The sequence below is a fragment of the Chthonobacter albigriseus genome, from assembly GCF_013839445.1.
Taxonomy (GTDB): Bacteria; Pseudomonadota; Alphaproteobacteria; order Rhizobiales; family Pleomorphomonadaceae; genus Chthonobacter; species Chthonobacter albigriseus.
The window spans coordinates 43,313-65,643 of the sequence record NZ_JACDIT010000001.1; the positions used below are offsets into that span (position 1 = coordinate 43,313).

23 protein-coding genes are annotated in these 22,331 nt (G+C 67.6%); 10 read left to right on the forward strand and 13 right to left on the reverse strand.

Going from position 1 to position 22,331, the window contains the following annotated elements; genetic code table 11:
• The first annotated feature begins 132 nt into the window (after nt 1-132).
• On the forward strand, nt 133-282 hold the full coding sequence (locus HZ321_RS00175; RefSeq protein ID WP_181699026.1) for a hypothetical protein: 150 nt from the start codon (nt 133-135) through the stop codon (nt 280-282).
• Between the two features lie 305 nt (nt 283-587).
• The gene (locus HZ321_RS00180; protein WP_342343788.1) at nt 588-1,946 is read left to right on the forward strand and encodes a TolC family outer membrane protein; all 1,359 of its coding nucleotides are present in this window, start codon (nt 588-590) and stop codon (nt 1,944-1,946) included.
• A gap of 288 nt (nt 1,947-2,234) precedes the next feature.
• Here HZ321_RS00180 and HZ321_RS00185 read toward each other — a convergent pair whose 3' ends face one another.
• Nucleotides 2,235-2,732, reverse strand: a complete 498-nt coding sequence (locus HZ321_RS00185; RefSeq protein WP_181699030.1) for a cyclase dehydrase — start codon at nt 2,730-2,732, stop codon at nt 2,235-2,237.
• Between the two features lie 10 nt (nt 2,733-2,742).
• Entirely contained in the window at nt 2,743-3,912 is a 1,170-nt protein-coding gene (locus tag HZ321_RS00190; protein ID WP_181699031.1) for a zinc-dependent alcohol dehydrogenase, read from the reverse strand.
• Between the two features lie 341 nt (nt 3,913-4,253).
• Here HZ321_RS00190 and HZ321_RS00195 point away from each other — a divergent pair, with 341 nt between their 5' ends.
• The 6 genes from HZ321_RS00195 (at nt 4,254) to HZ321_RS00220 (ending at nt 7,427) form a co-directional block, all read left to right on the forward strand.
• A complete protein-coding gene (locus tag HZ321_RS00195; protein WP_181699033.1) occupies nt 4,254-4,415 on the forward strand; it encodes a DUF3563 family protein in 162 nt (53 codons plus the stop codon).
• A 67-nt stretch (nt 4,416-4,482) separates the two neighbouring features.
• Nucleotides 4,483-4,755, forward strand: coding sequence for a GlsB/YeaQ/YmgE family stress response membrane protein (locus HZ321_RS00200; protein ID WP_181699035.1), 273 nt, complete (start codon nt 4,483-4,485; stop codon nt 4,753-4,755).
• Between the two features lie 63 nt (nt 4,756-4,818).
• Nucleotides 4,819-5,565 (forward strand): phosphatase PAP2 family protein, encoded by a 747-nt coding sequence (locus HZ321_RS00205; protein ID WP_181699036.1) that lies wholly within the window; start codon nt 4,819-4,821, stop codon nt 5,563-5,565.
• 112 nt (nt 5,566-5,677) lie between these two features.
• Nucleotides 5,678-5,917: a hypothetical protein gene (locus HZ321_RS00210; protein ID WP_181699038.1), complete on the forward strand. Its 240-nt coding sequence runs from the start codon at nt 5,678-5,680 to the stop codon at nt 5,915-5,917.
• A gap of 62 nt (nt 5,918-5,979) precedes the next feature.
• On the forward strand, nt 5,980-6,159 hold the full coding sequence (locus HZ321_RS00215) for a hypothetical protein (RefSeq protein ID WP_181699040.1): 180 nt from the start codon (nt 5,980-5,982) through the stop codon (nt 6,157-6,159).
• A 236-nt stretch (nt 6,160-6,395) separates the two neighbouring features.
• A complete protein-coding gene (locus HZ321_RS00220) occupies nt 6,396-7,427 on the forward strand; it encodes an alpha/beta hydrolase (protein WP_181699042.1) in 1,032 nt (343 codons plus the stop codon).
• A 103-nt stretch (nt 7,428-7,530) separates the two neighbouring features.
• On the opposite strand, the gene HZ321_RS00225 is transcribed toward HZ321_RS00220, so the two are convergent.
• The 9 genes from HZ321_RS00225 to HZ321_RS00265 form a co-directional block, all read right to left on the reverse strand.
• The gene (locus HZ321_RS00225; protein WP_181699044.1) at nt 7,531-8,616 is read right to left on the reverse strand and encodes an ABC transporter ATP-binding protein; all 1,086 of its coding nucleotides are present in this window, start codon (nt 8,614-8,616) and stop codon (nt 7,531-7,533) included.
• A 1-nt stretch (nt 8,617) separates the two neighbouring features.
• Nucleotides 8,618-10,222 carry an FGGY-family carbohydrate kinase gene (locus tag HZ321_RS00230; protein WP_181699046.1) on the reverse strand — a complete coding sequence of 535 codons (1,605 nt, stop codon included), beginning with the start codon at nt 10,220-10,222 and terminating at the stop codon, nt 8,618-8,620.
• 20 nt (nt 10,223-10,242) lie between these two features.
• Nucleotides 10,243-11,193 (reverse strand): sugar-binding transcriptional regulator, encoded by a 951-nt coding sequence (locus HZ321_RS00235; RefSeq protein ID WP_181699047.1) that lies wholly within the window; start codon nt 11,191-11,193, stop codon nt 10,243-10,245.
• A 22-nt stretch (nt 11,194-11,215) separates the two neighbouring features.
• The gene (locus HZ321_RS00240; RefSeq protein ID WP_181699049.1) at nt 11,216-12,115 is read right to left on the reverse strand and encodes a sugar phosphate isomerase/epimerase family protein; all 900 of its coding nucleotides are present in this window, start codon (nt 12,113-12,115) and stop codon (nt 11,216-11,218) included.
• A gap of 62 nt (nt 12,116-12,177) precedes the next feature.
• Nucleotides 12,178-12,996 carry a carbohydrate ABC transporter permease gene (locus tag HZ321_RS00245; protein WP_181699051.1) on the reverse strand — a complete coding sequence of 273 codons (819 nt, stop codon included), beginning with the start codon at nt 12,994-12,996 and terminating at the stop codon, nt 12,178-12,180.
• Nucleotides 12,996-13,949: a carbohydrate ABC transporter permease gene (locus HZ321_RS00250; protein WP_181699052.1), complete on the reverse strand. Its 954-nt coding sequence runs from the start codon at nt 13,947-13,949 to the stop codon at nt 12,996-12,998. Before HZ321_RS00250 ends, HZ321_RS00245 begins: the two co-directional genes overlap by 1 nt.
• 6 nt (nt 13,950-13,955) lie before the next feature.
• Entirely contained in the window at nt 13,956-14,507 is a 552-nt protein-coding gene (locus HZ321_RS00255; RefSeq protein ID WP_181699054.1) for an SIS domain-containing protein, read from the reverse strand.
• A 433-nt stretch (nt 14,508-14,940) separates the two neighbouring features.
• Nucleotides 14,941-16,290, reverse strand: coding sequence for an extracellular solute-binding protein (locus HZ321_RS00260; RefSeq protein WP_181699056.1), 1,350 nt, complete (start codon nt 16,288-16,290; stop codon nt 14,941-14,943).
• A gap of 21 nt (nt 16,291-16,311) precedes the next feature.
• Complete coding sequence (locus HZ321_RS00265) at nt 16,312-17,340, reverse strand: zinc-dependent alcohol dehydrogenase (protein WP_181699058.1); 1,029 nt, start codon at nt 17,338-17,340, stop codon at nt 16,312-16,314.
• Nucleotides 17,341-17,422: 82 nt separating this feature from the next.
• On the opposite strand from HZ321_RS00265, the gene HZ321_RS00270 reads away from it, so the two are divergent.
• The gene (locus tag HZ321_RS00270; RefSeq protein WP_181699060.1) at nt 17,423-18,901 is read left to right on the forward strand and encodes an FAD-binding oxidoreductase; all 1,479 of its coding nucleotides are present in this window, start codon (nt 17,423-17,425) and stop codon (nt 18,899-18,901) included.
• Entirely contained in the window at nt 18,901-19,713 is an 813-nt protein-coding gene (locus HZ321_RS00275; protein WP_181699062.1) for an inositol monophosphatase family protein, read from the forward strand. The genes HZ321_RS00270 and HZ321_RS00275 overlap by 1 nt, the downstream gene beginning before the upstream one ends.
• A 198-nt stretch (nt 19,714-19,911) precedes the next feature.
• Here the strand turns inward: HZ321_RS00275 and HZ321_RS00280 are convergent, their stop codons facing one another.
• Nucleotides 19,912-20,439, reverse strand: a complete 528-nt coding sequence (locus tag HZ321_RS00280; protein ID WP_181699064.1) for a hypothetical protein — start codon at nt 20,437-20,439, stop codon at nt 19,912-19,914.
• A gap of 85 nt (nt 20,440-20,524) precedes the next feature.
• Nucleotides 20,525-22,306 (reverse strand): SLC13 family permease, encoded by a 1,782-nt coding sequence (locus HZ321_RS00285; protein ID WP_181699066.1) that lies wholly within the window; start codon nt 22,304-22,306, stop codon nt 20,525-20,527.
• Nucleotides 22,307-22,331 lie beyond the last annotated feature (25 nt).

Sequence of the window (22,331 nt, forward strand, 5' to 3'; positions counted from 1 at the left end):
CTTTATTGAAGCAATGGTCCGTTTACCAAAACCGCGTCCGGCCGGATCTACACAGCGTTTCTATGGTTTCTGTAGAGGGACGGATAACCTTCATGCGCGCAGTGTCGAGCGAAGACAGGGAGAAAGACTCTGATGCAGAGCTCGTCCATCGCCGCCCGCCGCGCCGCCAAGGCAGCTGCGCATACCGGAGCGGCCATCCCGCGGGGCTGGTACTTCGTCGGCGCCCTCGGTGTTTCCGGCCTGATGTGGGCCGTGGTCCTGCGCACGACCGGCCTGATCTGAGGCGGTCGCAACTGCCGGCGCGACGCCTAGACGTTATCCGGCCTCTCACCTCGACATGAGCCTGACAGGCCCTGGGCAGGCCGTCACCGAACCTCGACAGGCGAGGTTAACCATTCGTTGTTGCCGATATGCCATGGCCGCGGGATTTGGTTTCCGCTCACGGTTCTGTCAGTCCGGCTCCCCTTGATCGCCCGGTCGAACAGCCTTTACCTCTGTTCACGCACCGCTGCTGCTTCGCCCTGGATCGTGGTTCCGATTCCGATGCGACCGAGCACGGGCGATCCGTTCCGACCAAGGGGTATGTCGTGGCGTCGAACCGGGCACTTCTTCTTTCCGCGGCATTGTTCCTTGCGACCTCGCTGGCACCGGCAAGGGCCGACAGCCTGACCGAGGCGCTTGCCGCCGCCTATGCAAACAACCCCACCCTGAACGCCGCCCGCGCCTCGACGAGGGCGACGGACGAGGGCGTTCCCCAGGCGCTCGCCGGCTACCGCCCGTCGATCAGCGCCTTCGCCGATGCCGGCGTCACCTCCACCGACACGACGGCCGGTTCCGGCCAGCTTCGCTCGGCGTCCGCCGGCATCACGCTCACGCAGCCGATCTTCAGCGGCTTTCGCACGGTGAACGGCACGAAGGCCGCGGAAGCCGCCGTGCGGGCCGCGCGCGAGTCGCTGCGCAACACCGAGCAGAACGTGCTCCTCGACGCCGCCACCGCCTACATGGACGTGGTGCGCGATCAGGCGATCCTGCGGCTGCGGCAGCAGGACGTACGCTTCCTTCAGGAGCAGGTGCGCGCCGCCGACGACCGGCTGACCGTCGGCGAAGGCACGCGGACCGACGTTGCCCAATCCGAAGCGCGGCTGGCCTCCGCCAGTTCGGCCGTGTCGCTCGCCCAGGCCAACCTGGAGGCCTCCGCCGGCACCTACCGGCAGGTCATCGGCCGCGACCCGCGTGGGTTGCAGCGGGCGAAGGTGCTGAACGGCGTGCTGCCGCGCTCGCTCGACCAGGCGATCGCCCAGTCCCGCGCCGAGCATCCGGCGATCCTCGCCTCGCAGTTCAATGCCGACGTGGCTTCGTTCAACGTCCAGGTGGTGGAAGGCGAACTGCTGCCGACCGTCTCGCTCGAGGCGACCGCGCAGCGCTCGTGGGAAGACGGTTTCGGCGCGCGCACAGGCAACAGCGCCCAGGTGGTGGGCCGGATCAACATCCCGATCTACGAGGGCGGCCAGGTCTATTCGCGCGTCCGCGAGGCCAAGGAGATCCTCGGCCAGCGCAAGATCGAGGTGGACGTTTCGCGCGACCAGGTCCAGGCGGCGCTCGTTGCAGCCTGGGGCGGGCTGCAGGCGGCCCGCTCGCAGGTGACCGCGGCGCGCTCGCAGGTCGAGGCCTCTCAGCTCGCGCTGGAGGGCGTGACGGAGGAGCAGCGCGTCGGCCAGCGCACCACGCTGGACGTTCTCAACGCTCAGGCGGAAGTGACGTCGGCGCAGATCTCGCTGGTCCAGGCCGAGCGCGACGTGGTGGTGGCGAGCTACGCGGTCCTGTCCGCCGTCGGCCGTCTCTCCGCCACCGGCCTCGGTCTCAAGGTCGCCGCCTACAAGCCGGAGCAGCACTACCAGCAGGTCCGCGACAAGTGGTTCGGCCTGCGCACGCCCGACGGCCGGTAACCAGGTAGCCGAGGGGACGCAGTCCTGGTCCGCGACGCCGGACCAATCACGGCTTCTCTGTCGCAAGCACCTGCTACCGCCGTCATGGTCCGCGCAGGCGGACCACTCCCGCATTTTCCTTCGCGTTCCGCCCGGCTGATCCGACAAAGTCGTGGGTGGTCCGCCTTCGCGGACCATGACGGTTAAGAGGGAAGACGAGGCGAGGATCGGGCGGGTGGCCCCGCATTCCTTTTTTGCAGGCCACCTACCCGCCGTCATGGAACGGCGGCTGCCTCCCCGGCCCTGCCGTCAATGCCGCGCCGTGCTCACCATCTCGGGCTCTCGCGCCGCGCCGCGCATGGCGTTCGGGGACTGCGGGAAGCCGGAACGGTCGGCGTAGTCGCGGCGGCTGCGGTGGTCGTCTTCCTTGCGGGCGAGGCCGTCGGCGCACAGGTAGTCGAGGAGAGCCACGCCCGCGACCGCCCCGATCGCCATCAGCACGTAGGGGCGCTGCGGGTTGCGGGGATCGGCATTCGGCGCGAGGGTGGCCAGATCGAGCGCGTCGCCGATGACGCGCGCCCAGATCCAGGGCGTCGGGTCGCGGGCAGCCAGGATGCCGATGCCGGAGGCGATCTCGCGGGCACCGTAGGCCTGGATCGCGCCGCTCTCGTGCTGCATGCCGAGCGCGTCCCCCACGCGGCGGGGCGCCAGCAGTTCCAGCGCGCCGAGCGCGATCGAAAACCAGCCGAGGCCGCGGGCGAGCCTCTTCGCACCGGCATAACCGAGCATCGTCTTCATCCGGGTCATGGGTTTCTCCTCATGGCTTCAGCACGACCTTGATGCAGCCGTCCTTCTTGTCGCGGAAGGTCTTGTAGAACTCCGGTCCATCCTCCAGCCGCGCCGTGTGGGTGATCACGAAGGACGGGTCGATCTCGCCCTCCTCGATCCGGCGGAGAAGGTCGTCGGTCCACTTGTTGACGTGGGTCTGGCCGGTGCGGATCGTCAGACCCTTGTTCATCAGGGCGCCGAAGGGGATCTTGTCGATCAGCCCACCGTAGACGCCCGGGATGGAGAGCACGCCCGCCGGGCGGCAGACGTAGATCATCTCGCGGAGCACGTGCGGACGGTCCGTCTCCAGCATCAGCGCCTGCTTGGCGCGGTCGTAGAGGCTGTCGACGGAGCCGGAAGCGTGGGCCTCCATGCCCACGGCGTCGATGCACTTCTCCGGACCCTTGCCGCCGGTCAGGTCGTTGAGGCGTTCGACCACGCTCTCCTCGTCGAAGTTGATGGTGATCGCACCGCCGGCCGCGGCCATCGACAGGCGTTCCGGGACGTTGTCGATCATGATCACCTGGCGCGCGCCGAGCAGGACCGCGGAGCGGACAGCCATCTGGCCGACCGGACCGGCGCCCCAGATCGCGACCGTATCGGTCGGCTCGATGTCGCACTGGATGGCGGCCTGCCAGCCGGTCGGGAAGATGTCACCAAGGAAGAGCACCTGCTCGTCAGTGAGCGTGCTCGGTACCTTGACCGGACCAACGTCGGCGTAGGGCACGCGGACGTATTCGGCCTGGCCGCCCGGATAGCCGCCGGTCAGGTGGGTGTAGCCGAACAGCCCGGCCGTGGTGTGGCCGAAGGCCTTGTCGGCGAGATCCTTGTTGCGGTTGGTGCGCTCGCAGACGGAAAAGTTGCTGCGGCGGCACTGATCGCAGTCGCCGCAGACGATGGTGAAGGGCACCACCACGCGGTCGCCGACCTTGAGCTTCTTGTTGCCGGAGCCGACCTCGACCACCTCGCCCATGAACTCGTGGCCCATGATGTCGCCCGACTTCATGCCCGGCATGAAGCCGTCGTAGAGGTGGAGATCTGAACCGCAGATCGCGCAGCTCGTCATTCGGATGATCGCGTCGCGCGGCTCCTCGATGCGGGGGTCGGGCACGCTGTCGCAGCGGATGTCCTCCTTGCCGTGCCAGCAGAGAGCTTTCATCGGGTAGGCCTCCGTTTCGTCGTGTTCCTGGTAGGGACGTACTGGCAGGGACCGCCGTTGTTCCGAGGCCTCGTCGCAAAAAACCCGATGCGCCGAGCGCATCGTCGGCAGCCGCCAACTGTCCCGACCTTTGCCCGTCGCTTGAAGCGCATCGATCCCGGCACTCGCCGGAGACCGGCGGTTCGCGGTGCGACCCATGCAATCGTTGCATCTTCCTTACCAGATGTCGGCCTTCCTATGCGTCAGGCGCATTTGTGCATTGCAACATCACCTCTGCCTGAACTGAGAGGAACGGGCCATATTCCGCTCATCAACAACGACCAGACACAGGAGCTTCTCCGATGTTCGCTCCCCTCAAGCGGGCCGCCCGGGTCTTCAAGGGAATGACTGCCACCGAGCGCGAGCTCGCCTATCTCAACGAGTCGTCCGACCGGATCGACCTGGAATACCGCCAGCGCGAGATCGATCGCGGCATGTTCCGTCCGCGCAGCTACGGTTTCTGATCGGCCGCGGTCCGAACAAAACAGGCTCCTGCTGGTTGTCTCCGCATCAACATCGGAGACAGCCCTCATGAGCATCATCTGGACCATCATCATCGGCTTCATCGCCGGCGTGATCGCAAAGTTCCTGACCCCCGGGCGCAACGAGCCGAGCGGGTTCATCCTGACGACCATTCTCGGCATCATCGGCGCCTTCGTGGCCACCTATCTCGGCCAGGCCCTCGGCTGGTATGGTCCCAACGACGGCGCCGGCCTGATCGGAGCCATCGTCGGCGCCGTGATCGTCCTCGTCATCTGGGGCATGATCGCCGGGCGCAGGAACACGAACACGCTGAATCGCTGAGGAGCCGTCCATGCCATCGGCTGCAGAGAACCGGGCCGTCGATCGTCACGGCGTCGCCTGCCGATGAACTGGATCTCCGCAACCCTCCGGCAGCCCCTTGTTTCGCGCTGGGCCCAGATAGCCCGGCGCGAAGCCAAGGTTCTCCTCGGGACCACTCTGGTGGCGGGGTTCCTGCTCGCCTTCATCGGCATCGCCGACGAGGTGATGGAGAACGAGACCCACGGCATCGACCGCATGGTCCTCCTGTCGCTGCGGTCGGCCGCCGACCCGTCGGATCCGATCGGGCCCGCCTGGCTGGAGCGGTCGGCGGTGGATCTGACCGCGCTCGGCGGGTTCCCCGTGCTGGCGCTGATCACGTTGCTTTCCGTCGGTTATCTCCTGATCACCCGCCGCAAGGGCGCCGCGGTGCTCGTCGCCCTTTCCATCGCGGGAGGGGCGCTGCTCTCAACCGGGCTGAAGCTCGTGTTCGAGCGCGACAGGCCGGACGTCGTGCCCCACCTCGTGGACGTGCAGACCGCCAGCTTTCCGAGCGGCCACGCCATGCTGAGCGCGGTCTGCTACCTGACTCTCGGCGCACTCCTGATGCGCGTCCAGGGCGCGCGATCGGCGCGGATCTACGTCTTCGCCGCGGCCGCGGGCATCGCCTTCCTGGTCGGGCTCAGCCGCGTCTATCTCGGCGTCCACTGGCCGACGGACGTGCTGGCCGGATGGCTGGTCGGCTCGGCCTGGGCCGGCCTCTGCTGGACCGTGGCACTCGTCCTGCAGCGCCGCGGGGAGATCGCCGGGCCCGCCGAGCCGCCGGGCAATTAACGCTCCGTTAGGAATTTCATTCCGGGGGAGCCCGTGCCGCGGGCAAAGCGTGCCACGATCCCGCCGCAATATGGAATGGACAAAGACGACCAATCCTATCGAGAATAGGGCCATGTCCAACGGCACAGAGGCCCTGTCCATGAGCACCTTCGACACGCCGCTCGGCCCCGTCGGTTTCACCGCTCCCCGGACCCGCCATCTCTCGGCCCGCACCGCGCGCGAACGCGCCCGCGCCGTTCTCGACGTCGTCTTGATCGTCGCGGTGTTCGGCTTCATCGCCGCCACCACGATCGCCGGCAGCGGCGCGTTCCACACCCCCGTCTCCGTGGCAACCAGCACCTCCCAGCCCTGAGCCCGGCGGAACAACTGCACGAAGCTTCGGTTGGTCACCATCCGCAACGAGATGGCGACCTCATGAACATCGAAAATCAGATACGCGAGGCGCTCGCGGCCGAGTTGCAGCGCCAGTTGTCGGACGGCAACGGCGACTACCGTCCCGACCCCGACAATCCGGACAAAATCGCCCTCGCCGGCCGAATCGATCTCGATGAACTGACGATGGCCGTTGTCGGCTCGGTCGCGGGCGGGCCTTAACACTCTCTTCATCTTTTTCAGCAGGTCGCTGGAACCAATCGCCTGGACGGGCGTTTTGCGTCCGATGAGGTGCGTAGCGACAGGCTGCGCGGATAGCGGCTGGCCAAAACGCCCGAAGCGAAAACCGACAGGTTTCGCGAGGGGGCCATTTTTGCTCTTCTCCGCCCGTGCGGTGGCGGACAATTCAAAGACAATCGAAGACGCGACCGTCCGAAAACATTGCTTTCGGAGCACCCATGCGCGTTCTTCTCAAGACCACGGCCTTTCTCATGGCCGGCACCCTCCCGGCTTTCGCCGGTACCGTCACCTACCGGTCGTTCGACCTTCAGGCTCTCGATACGCCGATGAACACGGCGGTCTACACGCCCGACGGCACCGCGCCCTTCGAGGGCTGGCCGGTGGTCTACCTCCTTCATGGCCACAATGGCACCGAGCGGTCCTGGACCGACCTCGGCGATGTGGAAGCGACGCTCGACCGCATGATGGCGGACGGCGAGATCCGGCCGGCCGTGATCGTGATGCCGGACGCCAAGAACAGCTGGTACGTCGACAGCGCCGAGCGCGGCGGGCCCGGCGACTACGAAACCGCGATCACGCGCGACCTGCGCAAGGCGATCGAGGCGAGCTATCCGGTGCGGCGCGACCGCGAGGGCCGGGCGATCGCCGGCTTGTCGATGGGCGGCTTCGGCGCGCTGCGGCTCGCCCTCGCCCACCCCGATCTCTACGTGGCGTCGGCCAGCTTCTCCGGCGCGATCTGGCAGAACGTGCCGAAGGCCGACCTGGAGAAGACGCCCGACGATCTGAAGGAAGCGCAGCACGCCGCCTTCTTCCAACGCCAGGATGCAGCGACGGTGACCGCCGGGGTGATCCTGCCGGCCGTCGGCGACCATTACTCCGGCTCGTTCGGCAAGCCCTTCGAGGGGCGCTACTTCAACGCCGACAACGTGTTCACGCTGCTTGCCATGCGGCTTCAGGAGAAGGCCGAGCTGCCGGCCTTCTACATCTCCTGCGGGGACGACGACGGCTACGCCTTGTGGCGCGGCGCCTTCGCGCTCTACACGATGATGGAGGACAGCGGCGTCTCGGCCGAGTTCCGCGTCACCGACGGCGCCCACGTCTGGTCGCTGTGGGCCCGCGAGATCGAGAACGGCCTCGCCTTCATCGACAAGCACTTCCAGACCGCACCCGCCGTGGCCGAAGCGCCGGATCCCCTCCGCGGCAAGGCAGAACTCGCCCTGGACGGCGACGAGGCAGTGAAGACGCAGTGAGGGCGGCGAGCGGTGGGCGCCGTCCGGTCAGCCGGCGGTACCCACCCTTCCTGACCGCTCGACTAGCAACTTCTGTATTCTTCTCGTTACTTTTGTCATCCCCTCACACTGCCACGCCACGCTCGTCGAACAGGTAGACGTACTCCGGGGCGACGCCGACGGTCAGGGTCTCGCCCGGCGTGATCTTGGGGCGGCCCTGGGCGACGATGGTGATCATCTCGCCGTCCTTGGGCTGGGTGTAGATCTGGGTGGCGCCGCCGAGGTTCTCGGCGAAGTCGGTGCGCAGCTGGAGGGCGGGCGTCGGGCTGGCGAGATCAAGGTGTTCCGGGCGCAGGCCCACGATCACCATGTCGCCCACCTTGGGCACGCCGCCGCGGCGCGGGCGGATGACGAGCGAGCCGCCGACGAAGTTGGCGTTGGCGACCATCACGCGGCCGGTTTCGGCGGCGGTGACGGTGCCGGTCAGGAAGTTCATCTTGGGCGAGCCGATGAAGCCGGCGACGAAGGTGTTGGCCGGGTTGTCGTAAAGCTCGGTCGGCGCGCCCACCTGCTCCACCAGGCCGGCGCGAAGCACCACGATGCGGTCGGCGAGCGTCATCGCCTCGATCTGGTCGTGTGTGACGTAGACCATCGTGGCGCCGATGTCGCGGTGGAGGCGGGCGATCTCCACGCGCATCTGGGTACGCAATTCGGCGTCGAGGTTGGAGAGCGGTTCGTCGAACAGGAAGAGCTTGGGGTTGCGCACGATCGCCCGGCCGATGGCGACGCGCTGGCGCTGGCCGCCGGAGAGCTGGCGCGGCTTGCGCTCCAGGAGCGGCTCGATCTGCAGGATCCGCGCGGCCTCCTTGACCCGGCGCTCGATCTCCGGCTGCGGCGTCTTCACCATCCTGAGGCCGAAGGCCATGTTCTCGAACACGCTCATGTGCGGGTATAGCGCGTAGGACTGGAACACCATCGCGACCTGGCGGGCGGCGGGCTCCACGTTGGTGACCACCGCGCCGTCGATGGAGACGTCGCCTTCGGTGATGTCCTCCAGCCCGGCGATCATGCGCAGCAGGGTGGACTTGCCGCAGCCGGATGGGCCGACGAAGACCACGAACTCACCCTTCTCGGCGCCGAAGCTGACGCCGTTGATGACCTTGTGGTCGCCGTATCTCTTGACGACGTTGTCCAGACGCAGAAACGACATGTCAGGCGGCTCCTTGGGCATGGGTTGGCGCCGCGGACTCGATCCGGCGGGCAGCCGCCTCGATCTCGTTGCGTACGGCGAAGAGCTTGAGATAGGCGCGGTAGGCGTCCTCATGGGCCGCCTTCCAGGCCGGGTCGGCCTTCTCAACACGCTGCTCGGGCGCCATGGCGTCGAGGGCGGCGAAGAGGTCGGCGTGGGTACCGGCGGCGACGGAGGCGACCATGGCGGTGCCGAGCAGCACCGGTTCGGCGGTGTCGCTGATGACGAGGTCCGCGCCGAGCGCGTCGCGGTAGAGGCGGACCAGCAGCGGGTTGCGCAGGTGGCCGCCGGAGAGGGCGACGCGCTCGATGGCGAATCCGTGGGCGTTCAGGTGCTCCAGGATGTGGCGGCTCTGCAGCGCGAGCGACCGGGCCGTGGCGTAGTAGGCCTCCAGGAAGGAGCGGCGGCCGGTTTCCGTGCCGACGCCGGTGAGGAGCGCGCGGACGCGGCCGTCGCCGAGCGGGGCGCGGTTGCCGAGCCAGTCGGGCACCACGTGGCGGCGGGCGCCGAAGGCCGGACCCTCGGCCTCGAGCGCCTCGAACACCGCCTTGGCGGTCTCGGCGTGGAGTTCGGCGGAGGGCTTGCCCGGGCTTGCGGGATGATCGGCGAGGACGGCGTCGAGTGCGGCGCCGGACAGGCTCTGCCCGGCCTCGTGCATCCAGAAGCCCGGGAAGACCGCGTCCTTGAACGGACCCCAGACGCCGGGAATGCGCCGCTCATCGACCGCGAAGGGCATGTAGCAGGTGGAAGTGCCGCCGATCATCGGCAGCGTACCGTTCATGCGATCGCGGAAGCCGCGGCCGAGCACGCCGAGGGCGCCGGCTTCCGCGTCGATCAGGCCTACGGCGACCGGGATGCCCGGCGGCACGCCGAGCGCGGCTGCGCCGTCAGCAGACGTGCGGCCGTGCACTTCGCCGACGCGGCCCGGCCGTTCAGAAAGGCGACCCATTGCGGTGAGTTCGCCGAGGCCGAGACGGTCCAGGAGATCCTGGCACCAGGGCTCCGGGTCGTTCGGCAGGTAGGGCCATTTGCAGGCGAGGCCGCAGACGGAATGGCGGTCGACGCCGGTGGTGCGATGGGCGAGCTCGTCGCAAAGGTCGCGCGCGGCGGTGACCTTGCCCCAGGTGGCCGGACGGTGGCGCTTCAGCCAGAGCAGCTTGGGCAGGTTCATCTCCGGAGAGATCGCGCCGCCGACGTTGTCGAGGAAGCGGTGCCCGGTAGCGTCCACTTCCGACGCCTCGTGCTCGCCGCGGTGATCCATCCAGCAGATCACGTCGCCGCCGCCGTCGAGCGGGGCGCCGTCGGCCGTCTCCACGTAGAGCGAAGAGGTGGCGTCGAAGGCGATGGCGGCCACCTTGGCGCCGGCGCCGGGCACGCGGCCGAGGCAGTCGGCGGCGGCCGTGGTCACCGCGCGCCAGATGTCGGCCATGCGGTAGGTGACGTGGTGTTCGGCCGGGCGCATCAGCTCGAAGCCGCAGGACGCGGCGGCGTAGAAGCGACCGGAGGCGTCGAACAGCCCGGCGCGGGCCGAGAGGGTTCCGACGTCGATGGCCAAGAGGTAGGTCATGGGCAGTCTCCGGTCTTGGCTCAGAGCATTTCTTCCGCGGTGTCCTCGTCGGTCACCACGCGCTTGACGTATCCGGCCTTCAGGATCGCCCGCACGATCGGGGCCTTGTGCAGGCCGCCGGAGGCAAGGATCGTGGAGGGGATCGCTTTAAGGTCGGTCGGCGGCAGCGCCATCACCCGCTGGTTCAGCGGATGATCCACCGGCTTGCCGTCCGCATCGAGGAAGACACCGAGGAGGTCTCCGACGGCGCCGGACTCCTTGAGGCCCGCGAGGTTCTCCGAGACGATCTGCGTGGAGGCGAGCAGCGATCGGCTGGAAAGGTCGCCGCAGGAGACGAGCGCCACGTCGGCGAGACGGGCCCGGCGCAGCGCCTCGGCGAGGCCGTAGTGCACCAGTAGCGCCTGCCGGCTCTCCTCGGAGGGGAAGTAGATCGGCGCGGCCACGTAGTAGCACTCCGCGCCGAGCACGCGGGCGAACTCGGTGGAGACCTCGAAGGTGTTGGTGCCCGAGCCGCGCGTCAGCCCGCCCATCAGCGTGGCCACCCAGGCGCGGGAGAAGCGTCGCGGGGTCAGGCGCTTGATGGCAGCGGAGAGGGTCCGGCCCCAGCCGACGCCGAAGCCCTGGCCGTCGAGGAGCAGCGGGTCCAGCATCGCGCCGGCCGCCTCGCCGATGACGCGCTGGAGATCCTGGGTGTCGTCGATCGCGGGCACGACGCGGGCGTCGATCAGCCCGAAGCGGTCCTTCAGCTTCTCCTCCAGCGCAACGCAGCGGGCGAGCGGCAGTCGGATGTCGATCTGGACGGAGCCGTCGGTGCGCACCTGCCCGACGATCCGGTTCACGCGCAGGCGGGTGATGCCGATGCGGTCGGCGATCTCCTGCTGGGTGAGGCCGCCGACGTAATAGTACCAGGCGACCCGGGCGCGGATGTGCTCGGCGTCTGCGTCGGGCGGATCGCCCGCAACGTCCCTCATCACGCGCTCGTTCAAGGGGCCCTCACGCAAAAGCGGGTTTCAGGATCTCGATCGAGCGCTTCACCGCCGCCAGGATGGACGCGTCGTCCCGCTCGAAGGGATAGAACACTTCAAGGAAGACGGGGCGGTCCGCAAGCCCGGTGCGCTTCAGGAGGGCGGCGGCGGCGGCAGGATCCACCGCGCCGGCTTCGGTGAAGTCCCAGTGGCGGTCGTACTGGTAGTCGGTCTGCTGAATGTGGACAGCGCCGATCTCCGGCCCGATCGCCTCGAACCAGCTCTCCATGGTGCCGCGGTAGCGGCCGTAGAGCGGCTCGAAGGTGCCGTGGCCCCAGTCGACGCAGAACTTCCAGGGCACCGGCGAGGCCTTGGCGTCGGCGGCCATGCGGCGGGCCTGCTCGATCGTCCACGGCCATTCCCGGCGCATCGGGGTCGGCTCCACGTAGAGCTCGACGATGCCGGCCTCGCGCGCCGCGGCGCCGAGACGGAGCATGCGGGCGAGGAGGTCCTGGTAGTCGGCCTCGGAGATGCTGTCCGGCTCCACCCCGTCGATGCGGGAAGCGATCGCGCCCAGCGGCCCGCCAACGCGGGTGATGCCGGCGCTGGCGGCAAAGCGGTAGGCCTTGACGAGCCACGCCTCGGCGAGGTCGCGGACGCGCGGGTTCGGGTGGAGCATCTGGTTGAAGGTATAGTGGGCCAGGCCGATGAAGGCGCTGTGCACGGTCACGCCGTGGCGGTCGGCGGCGGTGCGGATATCGCGGGCGGCGCCGGCCAGCACGTCGTCGGGCCAGGTCGGGTCGACCAGGTCGAAGGAGAACTGCACGAGGTCGAGGCCCAGCGTGTCGCGCACCACAGGCGCCCAGAGCTCCGGGGTGACCCAGCGCTTGACGCAGAACGACAGGTTTATGCCCAGCGGCGTTCCCATGGTCCCTCCCACCTTGCTGTTGTTGTTCGTCGGGCCCGTCCGCCCGTTCCTCCTGATGCCTTCTATTTCGTCGCGCCCATGGTCAGGCCGCGGACCATGTGCTTGGAGACCAGCAGCGCGAAGATGATCACCGGCAGGACGATCACCGTGCCCGTGGCCATGATCTTCCCCCAGGGCAGCTCGTAGCCGGACATGAAGCTGGTCGCGATCACCGGCGCGGTCTGTACGGTTCTGCGAGTCAGCACAAGCGCATAGAGCAGCTCGTTCCAGGAGAAGATGAAGGAGAAGATCGCCGACACCGCGATGCCCGGGATGCCGAGCGGCACGTAGATCTTGCGGAAGATGATCCACTGGTTGGCGCCGTCCAGGCGCGCGGCCTGCTCCAGCTCCTTGGGGATGGAGCGGAACTGGTCGGTGCAGATCCACACCACGATCGGCAGGTTGAACGTCAGGTAGATCAGGATCAGCACGAGGTGCGTGTCGAGGAGCTTCACCTGCAGGGCCAGCAGGTAGACCGGCAGCGCCAGCACGATCGGCGAGATCATCCGGTTGGAGATGAACCAGAACCAGAGGTCCTGCTTGCCGCGGAACTCGAAGCGGGCGAGCGCGTAGGCGGCCGGTGCGCCGAGGAGCACGGCGAGCGCCGTGGTGGAGACCGAGACGATCAGCGAGTTGATGACGGCGTTCACCACCTTCTGGTCGGCGAAGATCTCGCCGTAGTGCTCCAGCGTCGGCACGAACAGCCACACCGGCGGCGAGGCGAGCAGGTCCGACTGGTCCTTCAGGCTGGACGTCACCATCCAGTAGAAAGGGAACATCGTGAACAGGATGACCAGCGTCAGCCCGAGCGCGTGCAGCGTTCTTCCGAGCGTCGTCTGCATCACTCGATCTCCCGGTAGAGCAGGCGGATGTAGAGCCGGCTGAGCACGATGGTCATGATGAGGAGCAGGATCGCCTGTGCGGAGGCCAGCCCCATGTCGAAGACGCGGAAGCCGACGCGCTGGATGTAGACCGAGACGAGGTCGGTGGCCGAGCCCGGGCCGCCGCGGGTCATTACGAACACCATGTCGAACAGCTTCAGCACGTCGGCGGAGCGCAGGATCAGCACTGCCGTCAGGCCGGGCAGCAGGTAGGGCAGCTGGACGTAGCGCAGCATGGCGAGCTTGGAGGGCGTCTCCAGGCGGGCCGCCTCCTCGATCTCAACCGGCACCATGGAGAGGCCGGCCAGGAAGATCAGCGCGCAGAAGGGCGTCCACTGCCAGATGTCCATCACCGCGATGGCGATGAAGGCGCCCGTGGGCGAGCCGAGCCAGTCGAAGCCGGGGATGCCGAAGGCTTCGATCAGCTGGTTGGCGACGCCGAAGTCGCCGTTGAAGATCAGACGGCCGACGAGGCCGACCACCGCGTAGGTGGTGGCAAGCGGCACCACCAGCGACACCCGGGCGAGCGCGCGGAGCATGCCGAGGCCCGGCCGGTGCAGCATCAGGGCGATCAGCACGCCGAGGGCGAGCTGGAACGGGATCACCGTCATGAAGAAGCGGGCGGTGAGGCCGAGGGTCGCCCAGAAGGTGCTGTCGGTGAGGACGTTCAGGTAGTTGTCGAGGCCGACGAAGGGGAAGCCGTCGCGCGGGCGGGTGATGTTGTACTGCCGGAACGAGGTGACCAATGCGAAGAGGGTCGGGTAGATTCCGATCGCCAGGAGCACGAACACGGCTGGCGCCAGGAACCAGAACGGCGTCCAGCGGCGGTAGCCCGGGTTGGACCTCGCCCGCCCGCCCGACGGCACGGCGGCCGGCAGCGTTCCATCCCGTGTTGCTTCAGCACCGCTCGGCATCGGGTCTCATTCCAGGTTGGTGTGATTGGCGCGCATGGCGTCGGGGGTGACGCCCAGGCGCTCGCGCAGCTTCAGGATCATCACCTCGAAGAGCACATATTGCGCGCCTTCGAAGAGGGAACCCATCGGCAGAACCGACGTGGAGGGACCCTGGTCGTCGGCCATGGTCTGCGCCGGGATCACCAGCACATGGTCGGCGCGGCGGGCAGCCGCCCCGTTCGGCTGGGCGGTGACGACCAGCGTCTTCGCGCCGTCCTCGCGGGCGACCTCCATCAGGCCGCGCACGGTGGAGAAGTCGCCGGGACCGGCCGACACGATCAAGAGGTCGCCCTCCCCGACCGGCGGCGTGGTCATGTCGCCGACCATGGCGACTTGACGGCCGAGGTGGAACAGGCGCATCGCCAGTCCCTTGATCTGCAGCCCCTCGCGGCCGACGCCGTAGCAGGCGATGCGCCGCGCCTTCGCGATCGCCTCGACCGCGGCGTCCACGCCGGCATCGTCGATGCGGTCGAACACGGCGCCGAGTTCGCCCAGCGCCCGGTGATAGAGATCGGACATGGATTTCCTCCCAAAAGATCCGGTGTCCACGGTCCGGCGCAGGCTCACGCTATCGCGCTGCTCACCTGCCCTACCGTCATGGTCCGCGAAGGCGGACCACCCACGCATTTTTCACGCGCTCGCCACCCTCACCCACGAACTCGTGGGTGGTCCGCCTGCGCGGACCATGACGATCGCGGGGAAGTGCACGGAATAGCCGAGCTTCGATCTGCCGCCCGCCCGCACCTCCGTCCACCCCCACTCAACCCCCCTCGCCGTCATGGTCCGCGAAGGCGGACCACCCACGCATTTTTCCGCCCGCGCCACCTCCACCACGAACTCGTGGGTGGTCCGCCTGCGCGGACCATGACGATCGGGGGAGTGCGATGGATCGGTCGAGAAACAAAAGGCGGCGGACGCCGGGTGGGCGCCCGCCGCAGGTTACGGCCTCAGCTTACTGGAGGAGAGCCTTCTTGCCGTCGTAATAGCCTTCCTTGGCCAGGATCTCTTCCATGCGGGTGCCGATCTCCTTGGCGCCCTCTTCGGTCGAGACTTCGCCGAGCTGGATCTTGGTGCCCCATTCCGCGACCACTTCCGAGATCGCCGGCCAGGCCGGGAACCGCGGACGGAATTCGGGAACGCCCTTCTGCCAGGAGGCGACCATCGGCTCGACGAACTTGTACTTCGTCTTGATGTCGTCCTGCTCGTAGATCGACATGCGGCCGGAGACGCCGCCGGCTTCCACGTAGGCGCGGGCGATCTCTTCGGACGTCGCCCACTGGATGAACAGCCAGGAGGCCTTCTTCTGCTCCTCGGAGGCCTGCGAGGCGACCGCGAGCGAGAAGCCGCCGAGCGCGGGCAGACGGCCGGCCGGGCCTTCCGGCTCCGGCGCGACGGCCAGGCAATCGCCCAGCTTGGAGGTCGCCGGGTCGGTCAGCGTGCCGTAGAAGGCGGACCACTCGGTGATCATCGCCACCTGCCCCTGCGCGAGGGCGTTGACCGCCTCGGCGTGGTCGAAGGAGACGATGCCCTCTGGCATGTACTTGGCGAGATCGTTGCGGAACTTGAGGCCGGCCTGGCTTTCGGCGGACATCAGGTTCGACTTGAACTCCTTGTTGAGGAGCGATCCGCCGAACGGCCACAGCACGCGCATGAAGCTGTCTGCCGACTGGGTCTCGCCGCGGCGGGACTGCAGCGCGAAGGCGTACTGGTTCTTGGAAGCGTCGGTCAGCTTGGGACCATAGACGTTCATCACCTCGTCCCAGGTCGCCGGCGGCTTGTCGAAGCCGGCGTCCTTCAGCATGCAGCTGTTGTAGAAGAGGAGGCCGGAGTAGTTGTCGAAGGGAAGACCGTAGACCTTGCCGCCCCAGGACCCGAAGGCGTCCAGGAGAAGCGGGAAGAAGCCTTCCAGCTTCAGGTTCGGGTCGGTGATCGAGGCGTCGGCGGTGAAGGTCTCGATCGGATCGATCCAGCCGTTCTCGGCGAATTCGCCGATCCAGACGAGGTCGACCAGGGCCAGCGTCAGGTCACCCTGCGAGGTGAAGTTCAGCACCTGCTTCTCGCGGGTGTTCTCGTAGGGGACGATCTCGTAGTTGACCTTGATGCCGGTCTTCTGCTCGAACTCCGGCAGCAGCTTGATGATCGCGCGGTAGCCCGGACGATCGAGGAAGATGCCGTTGATCTCAGTGCCCTTCAGCGGGGCGGCCGCGTCGGCCAGCCAATCGGCCTTGGCCACCGAGGGCAGCGAAGCGGATCCGGCGAGCACGGCGAATGCGCTCAACGATGCAAGAAGGAATTTCCTCACCCTAACCTCCCATGTTGCTTTTCAAGTCAGTCCATTCGGGTAGATCAGACTCTTGATCACGCCAGGCGCGTTCTCGGCGTGCCGCCGGAAAGCGTCTGGTGCCTCGTTCAGGCCGACCTCGTGGGTCACCATGGTGACCACGTCGACCTTGCCCCTCTCGACGAGTTCGATGGCGCGCGGGTAGACCTCCCCCATCCGGCGAGCGAACTTGATCTTGAGGCCCCTGCGGCGGGCTTCCGCCGCCGGCAGGGTATAGGTGTCCCCATCGGGGATGCCGACGAGAACCACTCGTCCGCCGATCTTGGAGGCGAGCACAGCGTCCCGGAATCCTTCCGGGGCGTTGGTCGCCTCCACGACGAGCGGGCATCCTTCACGGGCCGTCATCTCGCGGAGGTCCTCCACGGATGCGCCCACGCGATCGGCTCCAAGGCTGGTGGCCATGGCGCGGCGATGCTCCAGCGGGTCGACAGCGATGATCTCGCCGGCGCCCGCCGCCTTCAGAACCTGCAGAATCAGCAGCCCGATGGGCCCGCAGCCGATCAGCCCCACCCGCTCCAGCAGGCGCGGCTTGGCGAGGTCCACCGCGTGTATGGCAACGCCGAGCGGCTCCAGCATCACAGCCTGAAGCGGCGTGAAGCCGGCCGGCAGCGGCACCACCTGGGACGTCGGAACCCAGATCCGCTCGGTCATCGCGCCATCGAAGGGCGGTGCGCCGATGAACTCCACGTTCGGGCAGAGATTGGGGTGGCCGCGCTCGCAGAACTCGCAGTGGCCGCAGGCCTTGTTGGGATCGACCGCGACCAGGGCTCCGGCCTTCAGGCCCTTCTCCGGCACATCCTCGCAGAGGTAGCCGCCGAACTCATGGCCCGGCACGAAGGGTGCCTTGATCACGGCCGCGCCGATGCCGCCGTCCTTGTAGTAGTGCAGGTCCGAGCCGCAGAGCCCCACCGCCGCCACGTCGAGCAGCGTCTCCCCGGGCATGCCTTCCCGAAGGTTGAACGGCGCGACCCGTGCGTCGTAGGCGCCGTGGATGAAAAGGGCTGTGGACATCGCCTCTCGCTGGCAAACCCGTTGACTGATCGAGCCGGACGATACAGATGTATTTTGGTTCTTTCAATAGTATGATCGCACGATGATGACCGGAACCGTTTCGCCCTCCCCTCATTCCGCTCCTGGCGGCTGGTCCGCAGCCCTCGACCACCTCGCCGCGATTGTCGGAAGCCGGCACGTGGTGACCGACCCCGACACGCTCGCGCCGCACCTCACGGAGTGGCGCGGGCTCTACCGCGGCCGGACGGCGGCGCTGGTGCGTCCGGGGTCGACGGAAGAGGTCGCGGCGGTGATGCGGCTTGCAAACGAGCTCGGACTGCCCGTGGTCCCTCAGGGCGGCAACACGGGGCTCGTCGGCGGGCAGATCCCCTTCGAGACGGGCGCGGAGATCATCCTTTCCACGCTGAGGCTCAACCGGGTCCGCGCCGTCGACCCGGCCAGCGACACGATCACCGTGGAGGCCGGCGTCACGCTCGCCGCGGTGCAGGCGGCGGCCGAGGCGGCGGGGCGGCTGTTCCCGCTGTCGCTTGCGGCCGAGGGCTCCTGCACCATCGGGGGAAACCTTGCCACCAACGCCGGCGGCACCGCGGTTCTGGCCTACGGCAACACCCGCGACCTGACGCTCGGGCTGGAGGTCGTGCTCGCCGACGGCCGGGTGCTCGACGGGCTGACGGGTTTGCGCAAGGACAACACCGGCTACGACCTGAAAAATCTGTTCATCGGCTCGGAAGGCACGCTCGGCGTCATCACCGCCGCGGTGCTGAAGCTGTTTCCGAAGCCAAGGGCGATCGCGACGGCGTTCTGCGGCGTGCCCTCCCCCGCCGCGGCGCTGGACCTTCTTGCGCTCGCCAAAGCTCACGCCGGACCCGCCGTGACGACGTTCGAGCTGATGGGCGACACGGCGCTCGACTTCGTGCTCCGGCACGCCCCAGGCGCCCGCCCGCCGATCGAGACGCCGACGCCCTGGACGGTGCTCCTGGAGCTCTCCAGCCCGGTGGAGTTCGGCCTCTCGGAGGCGCTGGAGGCGATCCTGTCCGAGGCTTTCGAAAGCGGGCTTGTGGAGGACGCCACGATCGCCAGCTCGCTCGACCAGCGCGCCGCCTTTTGGCGCCTGCGCGACATGATGTCGGAGGTCCAAGGACACGAGGGCGGCTCGATCAAGCACGACATCGCCGTGCCGCTCTCTGCCCTGCCCGCCTTCGTGGACGAAGCCACCGAGGCGGTGCTCGCCCTCGTGCCGGGATGCCGGCCGGCCGTGTTCGGCCACGTTGGCGACGGCAACCTCCACTTCAACGTCTCGCAACCAGTCGGCGCCGACAAGGCGGCCTTCCTGGCGGGCTGGGAGGCGATGGCGGACGCCGTCCACCGCATCGCGGCGCGGCACGGCGGCTCGATGTCGGCGGAACACGGCATCGGCCGTTTGAAGCGCGACAGCCTGCCCGACTACAAGCCGCCGGTCGCGATGGACCTGATGCACGGCCTGAAAACGCTTCTCGATCCGCGCGGTATCCTCAATCCGGATAAAGTGCTAGTGAGCCGACAACCCGCCCGAGGCCCCTAATGACCGTTCCGTCCGCCCAGCCCGCTGCTTCAACGACCGAAATCGCGCGGCGCGCCGAAGCCGCGGCGCGGATCGCCGAGAATGCCGGCCGCAGCGCCATGGCCTTCTTCGAAGCCCGCGACAGCCTGGTGGTCGAAACCAAGGAGAGCGCGCAGGACTTCGTCTCGCGGGCCGACCGGGAGGTGGAGGAGGAGATCCGGCGGGCGGTGGCGGCCGAGTTCCCCGAGGATGGACTGCTCGGCGAGGAGTACGGGCTGGAGACCGGCCGATCGGACTTCGTCTGGGTGATCGACCCCATCGACGGCACCGCCGCCTTCGTATCCGGGCAGGCCAACTGGTGCATCTCGATCGCAGTGAAGGGGCCCGATGGCGTGGTGATCGGGGTGATTGCCGCCCCGGTATTCGGCGAAACCTTCTTCGCCGTGCGCGGCGGCGGCGCCACGCTCAATGGGCGGCCGATCGCGGTCGATCCCAAGGCCTCGCTCACCTCCGGCAACGTCGCCTTCGGCGCCACGCAGAAGTCGCCGGCAGCGACCTCGGCGGCGTTCGTGCAGCGGCTCTACGAAGAGGGCGGCGTGCTGTTCCGCATCGGATCCGGCGCGCTGATGCTGGCCTACGTCGCCTCGGCGAGGCTGGCCGGCTACTACGATCCCTACATCAACGCCTGGGACTGCTACGCCGGGATCGTGCTCGTGGAGGAAGCGGGCGGCGCCGTCGACTTCCGCGGCTCCGACGACATGATGACCGGCGGCCCGCTCTACGCCGGCACCGCCTTCGTGACGCGCGAGCTTCGACGACTGGCCGAGGGCTGACGGCTATTCGGCAGCGTCGGCATCGCGTGGTCGTGGCGGCGCACCGGGGTCTCGCGCCCGCGCTGCGGCGTCCTTCACGCGCTCGATCAACCGCGTCTTTTCGACCGGGTCCGAAACGACCCGAACACCGTCATAGACGTTCGGACTTACGTAGTGCGCGAAATCGGGGGGCTTCTTTGGTGCGCCCATCAGCTGTTCCTAATCTACGTCGATGACGGGGGTATTCCGCATCATAACCCAGAAATGGCGCCCTAGCCTATCCAAACCTTCTCTGGACGAGACATAGCCATCCTCAACAAAACGCAATGTGATCAGGTTGTGTTTTTCGATCATCCTTGGTGCCGGGAACCTCGATTTTGTCACCCTGTACACGATTGCCGGACGAACGGTCTTCAACAGCAGTGACAAGGATTGAAGAACCAGAGGCATGATCAAGGGACGTATCTCGTCGTCCAAATACGGTCGGCAAATCCTCGGATCCTGGCTCGCGAAGGACTCAGTGTTCGAGAACGGATCGACGACGAGAACGGAAAAGGTAAACTCGTGGAAGCTAACGAGACCGGCCTCACTCAGATTGTCCTGTCCCGGCAGCAGGTTGCAGCTGATCGACACGATACGACCGTCTACCCGGTCCTCGGCTACCGGGGTCACGACGGAGAACTCGCCATTTGCCTCTTCGAAGACATCGATCTGCGTAGGAATGGAGCTTAGAAGAGGGCGAAACATCAGGGCGGGCTTCAGTTGAAACCCATTGCTACACCGGCTGGATCTTCTTGTTAAATATACCAATCCATATACTTAGAAGGACGCCCTACCCCCCGATCGGCCAGACGAAGGCGATCAGCGGGACGCCGACGGCAAGCACCAGCACCGACAGCGGCAGGCCAAGGCGCCAGTAGTCGCCGAAGCGGTAGCCGCCGGGGCCCATCACCAGCATGTTGCACTGGTGGCCGATGGGGGTGAGGAAGTCGCAGGCCGCACCCACGGCCACCGCCATCAGGAACGGGTCGGCGCTGTAGCCGAGCGACTTGGCGAAGGTGGCCGCGATCGGGCCGGCGACCAGCACCGTCGCGGCGTTGTTGAGGAAAGGCGTCACGGCCATCGCCGTCGCCATGATCAGCGCCAGCGCGCCGACCGGCGGCAGCTGGCCGGCGGCGGCGGAAAGCCAGGCGGAGATCAGGTCGGTCGCGCCGGTGGTGCGCATCGCGTCGCTGACCGGGATCAGGCAGGCGAGCGTCACCAGAACGGGCGCGTCCAGCGCGGCGTAGGCCTCGCGCATGCCGATGCAGCGCGTGGCGACAACCAGCACCGCCGCGCCGAAGAAGGCGACCGGCACGCTGACCAGCTGCAAAGCCATCAGCAGCATCGCCGCGAGCAGCAGCGCGATCGGCAGGTAGGTCCGGCGGCCGCGGCCGATGGCGACGTCGCGCTGGGCGAGCGGCAGGCAGCCGAGATCGCGCAGCACGTCCGGCATGACCTTGAGATTGCCCTGCAGCACCACCACGTCGCCGGGCTTGAAGCGGAACGACTTCAGGCGCGTGGCGACACGCTCGCCGCTGCGGCTGACCGCGAGAAGGTTCACCTGGAAGCGGTCGAACAGGCGCAGCTTCTCCGGCGTCCAGTCGACCATGAAGCTGTCGGCGGTGACGACCGCCTCCATGACGCCGACCTCATCGTCGACGTCGGTCAGCTCCGGCTGGTTCTCCGCCCGGCCGAGGCGCAGCCCGGCGGTCACCACCAGCTGTTCCAGCTCGTGCGGCTCGCCCTCCAGGATCAGGTGGTCGCCGGGGCGGACGATCTGGCCGGACGGGTTGCGGAAACGCTTGTGGACGTCGCGGATCAGCGCGGTGATCTGCACGTCGCCGGCCGAGAGGGCCGCGATATCGGCGGCGGGCCGACCCACGTAGGGGCTGTCCTCGGGCACCACGGCCTCGGTGGTGTAGCCCTGGATGTTGAAGGCGGCTTCCACGCTGGCGGCGCCGCGCCGGCCCTTGGGCAGGAGGCGATAGCCGAAGATCAGAAAGATCAGCCCGCCTGCCGCGAGCGGCAGGCCCACGGGGGCAAAGTCGAACATGCGGAACGGTTCGCCCGTGATGTCCTCGCGGATGCGCGAGACGATGATGTTGGGCGAGGTGCCGACCAGGGTCACCAGGCCGCCGAGCAGCGAGGCGAAGGACATCGGCATCAAGAGCTGCGACACCGCCGTGTCGGACTTCCGCGCGATCTGGAACGCAGGCGGGATCAGCATGGAGAGCGCGCCGATGTTCTTCACGAAGGCGGAGAGCACCATCACGAGGCCGGCCAGCGCCGCGATCTGCCGTGGCGGCGTCTGCAGAAATCCCCCCAACCGCTTGACCGCGAGATCGGCGACGCCGGACCGAGAGATTGCCGAGCTCGTCACCAGGGCGCTGGCGACGATGATGACGATGTCGTCGCCGAAGCCGACGAAGGCCGCGTCCGGTTCGACAACCCCCACCACGACGGCCGCGAACAAGGCAAGGATGGCGACGAGATCGAAGCGGATCCGTCCCCACACGAAGAGGGCCATCATCACGATGATGATGGCGAAGGCGAGCATCTGCGGTGTGGTCAATGAACCCTCTGGGATGTGCCGTCCG